Annotated in this window: 10 protein-coding genes; 6 read left to right on the top strand and 4 right to left on the bottom strand. The window is 68.0% G+C overall.

Annotated features, from left to right (window positions below; translation table 11 throughout):
* The 3 genes from cysS to WC493_RS05845 form a co-directional block, all read left to right on the top strand.
* Positions 1–1,269, top strand: a 1,269-nt coding sequence (cysS, locus tag WC493_RS05855; protein WP_373063498.1) for a cysteine--tRNA ligase, incomplete at its 5' end; no start/stop codon positions are given.
* Positions 1,270–1,271: 2 nt separating this feature from the next.
* A complete protein-coding gene (cimA, locus tag WC493_RS05850; RefSeq protein ID WP_373063500.1) occupies positions 1,272–2,939 on the top strand; it encodes a citramalate synthase in 1,668 nt (555 codons plus the stop codon).
* Positions 2,936–3,802, top strand: coding sequence for an RNA methyltransferase (locus tag WC493_RS05845; protein WP_373063496.1), 867 nt, complete (start codon positions 2,936–2,938; stop codon positions 3,800–3,802). Before cimA ends, WC493_RS05845 begins: the two co-directional genes overlap by 4 nt.
* Here the strand turns inward: WC493_RS05845 and WC493_RS05840 are convergent.
* From WC493_RS05840 to WC493_RS05830, 3 genes are all read right to left on the bottom strand, one after another.
* Positions 3,793–4,308, bottom strand: a complete 516-nt coding sequence (locus WC493_RS05840; RefSeq protein ID WP_373063494.1) for a GNAT family N-acetyltransferase — start codon at positions 4,306–4,308, stop codon at positions 3,793–3,795. The two genes, WC493_RS05845 and WC493_RS05840, sit on opposite strands and share 10 nt — an antisense overlap.
* Positions 4,305–4,778, bottom strand: a complete 474-nt coding sequence (locus WC493_RS05835) for a murein L,D-transpeptidase family protein (protein ID WP_373063492.1) — start codon at positions 4,776–4,778, stop codon at positions 4,305–4,307. Before WC493_RS05835 ends, WC493_RS05840 begins: the two co-directional genes overlap by 4 nt.
* 77 nt (positions 4,779–4,855) lie before the next feature.
* Entirely contained in the window at positions 4,856–5,800 is a 945-nt protein-coding gene (locus WC493_RS05830) for a Gfo/Idh/MocA family protein (protein ID WP_373063490.1), read from the bottom strand.
* 74 nt (positions 5,801–5,874) lie between these two features.
* On the opposite strand from WC493_RS05830, the gene WC493_RS05825 reads away from it, so the two are divergent.
* Positions 5,875–6,777, top strand: a complete 903-nt coding sequence (locus tag WC493_RS05825; protein ID WP_373063488.1) for a sulfite oxidase heme-binding subunit YedZ — start codon at positions 5,875–5,877, stop codon at positions 6,775–6,777.
* Here WC493_RS05825 and WC493_RS05820 read toward each other — a convergent pair.
* Entirely contained in the window at positions 6,698–8,113 is a 1,416-nt protein-coding gene (locus tag WC493_RS05820) for an MFS transporter (protein WP_373063486.1), read from the bottom strand. The genes WC493_RS05825 and WC493_RS05820 overlap by 80 nt on opposite strands.
* 222 nt (positions 8,114–8,335) lie before the next feature.
* On the opposite strand from WC493_RS05820, the gene WC493_RS05815 reads away from it, so the two are divergent.
* The gene (locus tag WC493_RS05815; RefSeq protein ID WP_373063484.1) at positions 8,336–8,794 is read left to right on the top strand and encodes a MarR family winged helix-turn-helix transcriptional regulator; all 459 of its coding nucleotides are present in this window, start codon (positions 8,336–8,338) and stop codon (positions 8,792–8,794) included.
* A 70-nt stretch (positions 8,795–8,864) separates the two neighbouring features.
* Positions 8,865–10,037: an acyl-CoA dehydrogenase family protein gene (locus WC493_RS05810; protein ID WP_373063482.1), complete on the top strand. Its 1,173-nt coding sequence runs from the start codon at positions 8,865–8,867 to the stop codon at positions 10,035–10,037.
* The last annotated feature ends 139 nt before the right edge of the window (positions 10,038–10,176 follow it).

Here is a 10,176-nt window from a genome sequence, read left to right as displayed (position 1 = left end):
GCCAGGCCCGTCATCGTCTTCGACGTGCTCTACCGCCTGCTGAAGCGCCGCTACGCGCGCGTGCACTACGTCCGCAACATCACCGACATCGACGACAAGATCAACGCGCGGTCCAAGGACTCGGGCGAGCCGATCGGCGTGATCACCGCCCGCACCACCGCGGCCTTTCACGAGGACATGGCGGCGCTCGGCGCCCTGCCGCCCGACGCCGAACCGCGGGCGACCGCCCATATCGGCAATATGATCGCCATGATCGCCCGTCTGATCGAGCGCGGATATGCTTACGAGGCGGAAGGCCATGTGCTGTTCAGCGTGCCGGCCAAGGCGGACTACGGCAAGCTCTCCCACCGCAGCCGGGACGAGATGATCGCCGGTGCCCGGGTCGACGTCGCCCCCTACAAGCGCGACCCGGCCGATTTCACCCTGTGGAAGCCGTCGCCCCCGGATATTCCGGGCTGGGACAGTCCCTGGGGCCGCGGCCGACCCGGCTGGCACATCGAATGCAGCGCCATGAGCCTGGCGGAGCTGGGCAAGACCTTCGACATCCACGGCGGCGGCCGCGACCTGGTCTTCCCCCACCACGAGAACGAAGTGGCGCAGTCCGAAGCCGCCAATGGCGCGCCCTTCGTCCGCTATTGGGTGCACAACGGCTTCCTCACCGTGAACGGCGAGAAGATGTCGAAGAGCCTGGGCAATTTCGTCGTCGTGCGCGATGCCTTGGCCAAGGCACCGGGCGAGGCGCTGCGTCTCGCCATGCTGTCGACCCATTACCGGGCGCCGATGGATTGGAACGACGAGGGCATCGCCCGCGCCCGCCAGGCGCTCGACCGCTGGTACGGGCTGATCGAGAAGGCGGAAGCCCATCTCGGCCGCGTGGTGGCGCCCGATACCCGGGTGCCGGCGGCGATCGAGGCCGCGCTGGACGACGATCTGAACACGCCCCAGGCGATCGCCGAACTCCATGCCATCGCCAACCAGGGCTATCAATGCGGCACGGGCGACGCCCTGGTCGCCGCCGCCGCTACGCTGAAGGCGGGGGGCGCCGCCCTCGGCCTGCTCGCCGGCGAGCCCCACCAGTGGTTCCGCTGGCAGCCGGAAGGGGCGGCGGCAGGCCCTGACGAGACAGAAATCGAAGCCCAGATCGAAGCGCGCAAACAGGCGCGCAAGGCGCGCAATTTCGCCGAAGCGGATCGCATCCGCGACGATCTGGCGGCCCGCGGCGTGATCCTGGAAGACACGCCCGCCGGCACCAAGTGGAAGCGGGCATGAGCATGAGCAAGGAACGCCTCTACCTCTATGACACCACGCTGCGCGACGGGGCGCAGACCCGCGGCGTCGACTTCTCGGTCGAGGACAAGCGGAACATTGCGCAAGCCCTCGACCGCCTCGGCATCGACTATATCGAGGGCGGTTGGCCCGGCGCCAATCCGACCGACAGCGCCTTCTTCGCGGCGCCGCCGGCCCTGAAGCGCGCCCGCTTCACCGCCTTCGGCATGACCCGCCGGCCGGGTCGCAGCGCCGACAACGACCCGGGCCTCGCCGCGCTGACCGACAGCCGGGCCAAAGTGATTTGCATCGTCGGCAAGACCTGGGATTTCCAGGTCGACGTGGCGCTGGAGATCCCGCGGCCCGAGAATATCGAGATCATCGCGGATTCGATCGCCCATCTGGCCGGCAAGGGCCACGAGGCGATGCTGGACGCCGAACATTTCTTCGACGGCTACAAGGCCAATCCGTCCTATGCCCTCGATTGCGTGAAGGCCGCCCACGCCGCCGGCGCCCGCTGGGTCGTGCTGTGCGACACCAACGGTGGCACGCTGCCCCATGAGATCGAGCGGATCGTCGCCGACGTCGTCGCGGCGGTGCCGGGCATCAACCTCGGCATCCATTGCCATAACGATACCGACAATGCGGTGGCCAATTCGCTCGCCGCCGTGCGCGCCGGGGTGCGCCAGATCCAAGGCACGCTGAACGGTCTGGGCGAGCGTTGCGGCAATGCCAATCTCGTCTCGCTGATCGGCACGCTCTGCCTGAAGCCCGATTTTGCCGAGCGCTTCGAGACCGGCGTCTCGCCCGAGGGTCTGCGTCTGCTGACCCAGACCTCGCGGATGCTGGACGAGGTGCTGAACCGCAGCCCGAACCGGAACGCGCCCTATGTCGGCCAGGCGGCCTTCGCCCACAAGGGCGGGCTCCATGTCTCGGCCGTCTTGAAGAATCCGGCGACCTACGAGCATGTCCCGCCGGAAGCGGTGGGCAACGAGCGCCAGGTCCTGGTCTCGGACCAGGCCGGCAAGTCGAACATCCTGGCGCGCCTGCGCGATGTCGGCATCGAACTGCCGCCCAAGGACACCCGGGTCGACCGCCTGCTCGAAGAAGTGAAGGAGCGGGAATTCCTCGGTTACTCCTACGACGGCGCCGATGCTTCCTTCGAGCTGATGGCCAGGCGTGTGCTGGGCCAGGTGCCGGACTATTTCTTCGTGGATTCCTTCAAGGTCCTGGTCGAGCGGCGTTACAACGCGCGGCGCGAACTGGTCACGGTGTCCGAGGCGATCGTCCGCGTGCAGGTCGACGGCCAGAAGATGCTCTCGGTCGGCGAGGGCAACGGCCCCGTCAATGCGCTCGACGCCGCCTTGCGCCAGGATCTCGGCAAATATCAGCGCTATATCGAAGACCTCGAACTGGTGGACTTCAAGGTGCGCATCCTCCAGCTCGGCAATGCCGCGGCGGAAGGCACCCTGAACAATGTCGACCGCTGGCAGGCCGGTACCGGTGCGGTTACGCGCGTGCTGATCGAGAGTGCGGACGGCGCGGGCAACCGCTGGTCCACCCTCGGCGTTTCTCCCAATATCGTCGATGCCTCGTTCCAGGCCCTGACCGACGCCATCGTCTACAAGCTCTATCGCGACGGCGCCCCCGCCGGCACCGGCCCCGCCGAATGAGCGACGACGAACTGCTGCGCGCGCCCGGTTCCGCCCCCTTCGGCGTCGGCATCGGGGCGCGGCCCAAGCCCAAGGGGATCGGCGTCGGGCCCAAAGAGGCGCCGGGGCCGGTCGTCATCCTGGTGACGCCCCAGATGGGCGAGAATATCGGCACCACCGCCCGCGCCATGGCCAATTTCGGCCTGTCCGAACTGCGCCTGGTCGCGCCGCGCGACGGCTGGCCGAACGAACGCGCCTTCAGTGCCGCTTCGGGTGCCGACTGGATCCTTCAGGAAGCCAAGGTCTTCGACACCACGGCCGCCGCGGTCGCCGACCTCACGCATCTCTATGCCACCACGGCGCGCGACCGCGACATGGTGAAGCCGGTGGTCACGCCGCGCCGTGCCGCCCTGGAATTCCGCGCCTTCCTGGACGAGGGGATGAAGCCCGGCATCCTGTTCGGGCGGGAGCGGACGGGGCTCGAGAACGACGACATCGCCCTTGCCCACACGATTCTCAGCGTGCCGACCTCGCCCCGCTTCTGGTCGCTGAACCTCGCTCAGGCGGTGCTTCTGGTCGCCTACGAATGGCACATGCTGGGGGTCGATGTGCCGGAGAAATTCCTCCGCATCGGCCAGACCGAGCCGGCGACCCAGGCGGAAGTGCAGGGCCTCGTGGACCATCTGGTGGCCGAACTGGACGAAGCCAATTTCCTGAAGCCGATCGAGAAGCGCCCCTCGATGATCCGCAACATCGTGAGCTTCATCCAGCGCGCCGAGCCGACCTCGCAGGACGTCCGCACCTTCCGCGGTATCGTGCGGGCGCTCACCCGCCGCTTCCAGCGCGGCGAGCCCAACCCGAAGCCGCCGAAGCCTCAGGACTGATCGTCGCGCCCGCGCCGGAACAGGCGGGCGAACATGAAGCCATAGGCGGCGCAGAGGCCCATGTATTGCAGGCCGAGCTTTTCCAGCACGCGCTGGGAGGCGAAATTGTCCGGCGCCGTGACGGCGGCGACGCGCAAGAGGCCCAGGGTCTCGAAACCGTGGCGGATCAGGCAGGCGGCGGCTTCGGTGGCGATGCCATGGCCCCAGGTTTCGGGCAGCAGGCGATAGGCGATTTCGGCCTCGCCGGGGACACTGCCCGGCTTCAGGCTGGCGCAGCCGGCGATTTTGCCCCGAGCCTCGATCGCCCAGAGGCCGAAGGTGCCGTCATGGCTCTCCGCCCAATGGGCTTCGGCGCGCGCCGTCGCTTCGGCCGGGCTCATCGGTGCCGTGGTCAGGTGACGGGTGATCTGCGGATCGCTGGCGAGGCGGCCCAGCACGGCGGTGTCCCCGGCACCGAAACCGCGCAAGGTCAGGCGTTCGGTTTCCAGCGCCGGGGCAGGGGTCACGGCAGGATCTCGATCGGGGTGCCGACGTCGACCATGGCGTAGATCTCGCGGATCGCCTCGTTCGTCACGGCGACGCAGCCGAGCGTCCAATCGCCCGGCAGCGACAGGAAGTCGGGCAGCCAGTCGGGCTGGCCGTGCACCATGATGTCGCCCCCGGGATCGACCCCCACGGCCTTGGCGCGGGCGCGCTCCGCCGCCTCCGGGTAGGAGATTCGCAGCGACAAGGTATAGGCCGAATTCGGGTTCTTGCCGGCGATCCGGTAGCGGCCCTCGGGCGTGCGGCCGTCGCCTTCGCGCTGTTTCGGGCCTTCGGGCTGGCTGCCCAGGCGGATGTCGTATTCGCGGACGACGGCACCGGACTCGTAGAGCCAGAGCTTGCGTTCCGATTTGTCGACCCGGATCAGGTCGACCTTGGCGTAGGCCGGTTGACCCGCCAGCAAGGCGGGCAGAAGGAGAAGGGCGAAGCGCATGTCGTCATCGTTGACCGCCCTGATGGCGGAATGACGACGACATTATGACAGGGGCCAGACCCGGTCGGTGACGGCGGTCACAGGCGGCGCGCGGCCTTGATCTTTTCCGCCAGCGCGATGGTGCTGACCGCCTGGTCCGGCGTCACGCGGGGCGGCCGGCCGCTGCGGATGGCATCCAGGAAATCGGCCAATTCGTCCAGCAGGGGCTCGCGCCGCTCGACCGGCACCACAGTATCGGCGGAATTGCCCGCTTCGCCCGGGTGGCGGATGACCAGGGTCTGGTGGATATAGTCGGCATGGGCGGTGGCGTCCTGGCCCAGGACCTCGAGGGTGCGGATGCGGGTCGGCGTCATCCGGCTGGCGCTGATCGAGGCGAGCACGCCGCCGGGAAAGCCGACCAGGGCGGTGGCGAAGTCGAAGCCGGGCACGTCGCGGCCGCGCAGGCCGTCGACCTGGGCCGTGGTCGCTTCCGGCCGGCCCAAGAGGTCCAGCACCACGTCGATGTCATGCACCATCAGGTCGTCGACCACGTCGACGTCGGTGATGCGGGCCGCCCGCGCCAGGCGCCGCGCCGCCACGGCATGGATCGGGCCGAGCTTGGGCAGGGCGGCCTTCAGGGCTACCACGGCGGGATTGAAGCGTTCGAGATGGCCGACCGCCACGGTGACGCCGGCCGCCTTGGCGAGGTCAGCGATGCGCTGGCCGTCCTGGGCGGTGATCGCCAGGGGCTTTTCGACCATGCAGTGGACACCGGCCGCGATGAAGCGCTCCGCCAGTTCGACATGGGTGACCGAGGGGGTGACGATCGAGACGGCATCGACCGGCGGCAATTCGTCGATCGTGGCGAAGGTCGGCACGCCGAAGGCCTTGGCCGCCTCCGCCCGGTGGACCTCCGCCGGGTCGACGGCGCCGACGATCTGGACACCCGGCAGGCGGGCATAGCAGCGCAGGTGGTTTCGGCCCATCTGGCCGCAGCCGATGACGGCGACGCGGAGAGGGCGGGGCGAGGCATTGTCGGTCATGCCGCGTCGATAGCCCCCGCCGCACGAAAAGGCAATGATGTAACCCTGCGGCCGATCGCAGCGAACCCAAGGGCATGACGACCATCGTGGCTTCCCGCCTGTCCTCCATCGCTTGGCCCTGGCTCGACCGGCGGGGCCGATTCTCCGCGCTCAAGGCCATGGTGCTGGCGGCACTGGTGGCGCCCGGCGTCGTACTCGCGGTGCAATGGGCGAGCGGGGCGCTGATGCCCCGGCCGCTCAATGCCGTGATCCATGGCACCGGGCTCTGGGCCGTGCGCTTCCTCCTCCTTTCGCTGGCCCTGACGCCGCTTCGTCAGGGCTTCGGCTATGCCGGCCTCGTGCTGATCCGGCGCATGGTCGGGGTCGGCGCCTTCGCCTATGTCGCGGCGCATTTCCTGCTCTATGTCGGCGACCAGGGCTTCGATCTCTTCGCGGTCGGGCGGGAGATCGTGCTCCGCTTCTATCTGACCATCGGCTTCGTCGCCCTGCTGGGCCTCGCGGCGCTGGCCGCGACCTCGACCGACGGCATGGTGAAGCGTCTCGGCGCCACACGCTGGCGCCGGCTGCACCGTCTCGTCTATGGCATCTCGGTGCTGGCCCTGGTGCATTTCTTCCTGCAGGCCAAGGCCGATCCGGGCGAGGCGACGATGGCGGCCGGGATCTATTTCTGGGCCATGGCGCGGCGGCGTTGGAGCGGCGGCGGCATCGCCTGGCTCGCCGTCATGCCGCTGCTCGCCGCGATCGGCGCGGCGCTGGCCGAGGCGGCGCTGTTCCTGGCGCTGCGGGGAATCGATCCGCTGCGCGTGCTGGCGACCGACCTCGACTTTTCCTTCGGCCCCAGGCCGGCGCCGGTGGCCGGCCTGATCGTCCTCGCCGTCGAGGTCGCGGGTTTTGCGCTCAGGCGTTATCGCGCTGCAGGGCGAGCTGCCGGTGCACCTCGGCCAGGGCTTTCGCGTCGAGCGGAAAGCGGCTCATGACGAAGGCGCCGGCCAGATTCATGGCCATGGGCACGAAGACATACATGGCCAGCAGGGCGTTGGCACCGGGGATTTCCGCCCCCGTCTTGACCGCCGCGGCCGCTGCCTGGGGCGAGAAGCCGAAGGCGGCCAGGATCGGATAGGTGACGCCGACGGCGAGCGCATAGCCGATCTTGTTGGTCATGGTCAGCAGGCCATAGAACAGGCCGGTGCGGTTCCGCCCGGTGCGCAGTTCGTCGACATCGGCGACGTCCGCCATCACCGCGCGCAAGAGGAAGGTGCCCGAGCTGTAGCCGAGGCCGAAGAGCAGGGTGAGGGCGGTCAGCAGCGCCACGTCGCCCTGGCCGACGAAGAGGAAGCAGGCCCCGATCACGCAGTTCCACACGGCGCCGATGGCGAAGGCCCAATGCTTGCCGAGCCGGTAGGAGATCGAGAGCCAGAGCGGCACCCCCAGGATGCCTGAAATGAAATAGCCGAGCAGGAGGGAGGCGGTGATCCCCGGCTCACGCACCACGGCCTCGACCAGGAAGATATAGAGGGCGCTGGCCACCGCCGGTGCGATGCCGGCGAAGAGATCCGCCACCAGCACGCGCTGCACGAGGCGGTTCTTCGCCAGCGTGCCCATGGCTTGGCGGATCGAGAGATGGGCGACATTCTCATGCGCCCGGGCCGGATCCGGCACCCGCAGGACCGCGATCAGCACGCCGACGGGGAAGATCGCGATGACGAACCAGCCCATGGCGGCGATCCGGTCGGCCTTCGACCCGTCGCCGAACTGCTCGAGCACCGCGGGCAGGGCGAGCACGGCGACCATGCCGATCGAGCCCGCCATCTCGCGCCAGCCCTGGACGCGGCTCCGCTGGTGATAATCGGGCGAGAGTTCGGCGCCCCAGGACATGTGGCTGATCACGCCGAGGGCATAGCCCGCATACATGACCAGCATCCAGCCGACGACATAGAGCACGCCGACCCCGGGCGAAGGCATGAACATGTGATAGGCGCCGAGGCACATCAGCGGTACGGCGAGCGCCATCATCGGCCGGCGCCGCCCGAAGCTGGAGCGCACGCGGTCCGAGATCGTGCCGAGGGTCAGATCCGCGGCCAGGTCGAAGAAGCGGCACAGCATGAAGATCTGCCCGACCAGGGTGAGGCCGAGGCCGAGGTCGTCGGCATAGAAGGGCGGCAGATAGACGGCGACCGGAAGCCCGATCGCATAAAGGCCGAGGGCCGGGCCCGAATAGGCGAGGAGAATGCCGCGCTTGACCGCCTGAACGCGCGGATGCGGCGCGTCGGCCGCCACTGCTGCCACGCCGGCCGTCGATTCGATGCTGCTCATACCCATGCCTCCCCTTCGCGACCCATTGTTTTCTGTTTCGGTCGTCGTTGGTCCAAAAGTGGCAACGAGTTTGAGCGAGGTCAAATCATTCCGATTACGAATTCTTCATGGTTGGCGGGCAAGATCCTCTCATCTGGTCTCTTGGTTTCCTCCTCCCTGAACTGACTTTATGGTCTAACCCTCTCCCAGCCTGGGGGAGGGTTCTTTTTTGGCGGAGGGGTGATGCAGGGCGAGACGGATCGGCGGGCCATATTGCTGGCGCGGGCAGTGGTGGTGCTGTTCCGCGATTTCGAACTGGTCGCCCGGGAATTCGACCTGACCGTGCCGCAATACCGTTTCCTGCTGTTCCTGAAGCGCGGACCCCGGCGGGCCGGCGAACTGGCCCTCGAAGCCGCCATCGGCAAGCCCACAGCCTCGGCGCTGATCGTCGAGATGGAGCGGCGTGGCTTGATCACCCGCGAGGCCGATCCGGCGGATGGGCGCAGCATCCAGCTCCGCCTGACCGAACTCGGCCTCGCCCGCCATGCCGCCTTCGAGGCCGCCTTGGCGGGCCGCCTGACCGACCTGATCGGCCCCGCCGACATCGAGGCGATCCTGGAGGCGGGCGTGACTCTCGCCTATCGCCTGGACGCAAGGCGCGATCAGGCGTCCCTCGAAGCGGTCGGCGATCTCATCGCCTGAATCTGGTCGCTTGACAGCGTGGCGCCCTCCGCCGAATAGTTCGCCTCACGAACTATAAACGGGGAGAGCCATGGAACTGACCGCCCAGCACGAGGAATTGCGCCGCACCATCCGCCGCTTCGTGGCCGAGGAGATCAATCCCCAGTGCGACGCCTGGGAGGAGGCGGAAATCTTCCCGGCCAAGGAGCTGTTCACCAAGATGGGCGCCCTCGGCCTGCTCGGCATCAACAAGCCGGAGGCCTACGGCGGCCTCGGCCTCGATTATTCCTATGCCGCGGTGGCGGCGGAGGAATTCTCGCGGATCCGCTCGGGTGGTGTCTCCATGGCGATCGGCGTGCAGACCGACATGGCGACCCCGGCGCTCGCCCGTTTCGGCTCGGACGAGCTCAGGGCCGAGTTCCTGGCTCCGGCCATCGCGGGCGAGAAGGTCGCCTGCATCGGCGTGACCGAGTCCCACGCCGGCTCCGACGTCGCTGCGATCCGCTCGAAGGCGGTCGCTGACGGCGACGACCTGGTCATCAACGGCTCCAAGATCTTCATCACCAACGGCACCCAGGCGGATTGGATGTGCATGCTGGTGAACACGGCAGAGGGCGACCGCCACCGCAACAAGTCGCTCGTCATGGTGCCGCTGAAGGACGACTCGGGGAAGCGCACCAAGGGTGTCACCGTCGCCCGCAAATTGAAGAAGATGGGGATGCATTCGTCCGATACGGCCGAACTCTTCTTCGACGACGTGCGCGTGCCCAAGCGGAACGTGATCGGCGAGCCGGGCATGGGCTTCGTCTACCAGATGCTGCAATTCCAGGAGGAACGGCTCTATGGCGCGCTGTCCTCGATCGGCGGCTGTGATCTGACCATCGAGGAGACGATCGACTACACGCGGAACCGCAAGGCCTTCGGCAAGTCGATCCTCGACAACCAGGTGGTGCACTACCGCCTGGTCGAGCTGATGACCGAGGTCGAGGCGCTGCGCGCGCTCACCTGGGGCGCGGTCGAGACCCATGTGAAGGGCGGCGACTGCACCGTGCTCGCCTCCATGGCCAAGCTGAAGGCGGCCCGCCTGACCCGCGAGGTGAACGACAGTTGCCTGCAGTTCTGGGGCGGCATGGGTTACATGAACGAAACCATGGTGTCGCGCCGCTTCCGCGACGGCCGGCTGACCTCGATCGGCGGCGGCGCCGACGAGGTGATGATCGGCATCATTGCCAAGTTCAAGGGCCTGCTGCCCGGCCGCGGGTGAGGGCCGCCGCCCCGGCCTGGTGAACCGGTTGTGCAACGCCAGGGATCCCGGCGGAATCGCTTGACCGCGGAATCCCCTCGTGATTCATTCGTTCCCATGACATTCGCCCAGGAAATACGCCGTCGCGCCCGTCAGGCCA

It is taken from the genome of Zavarzinia sp. (genome assembly GCF_041650655.1).
GTDB lineage: Bacteria > Pseudomonadota > Alphaproteobacteria > Zavarziniales > Zavarziniaceae > Zavarzinia.
This window is presented reverse-complemented; position numbering and strand designations above follow the sequence as displayed.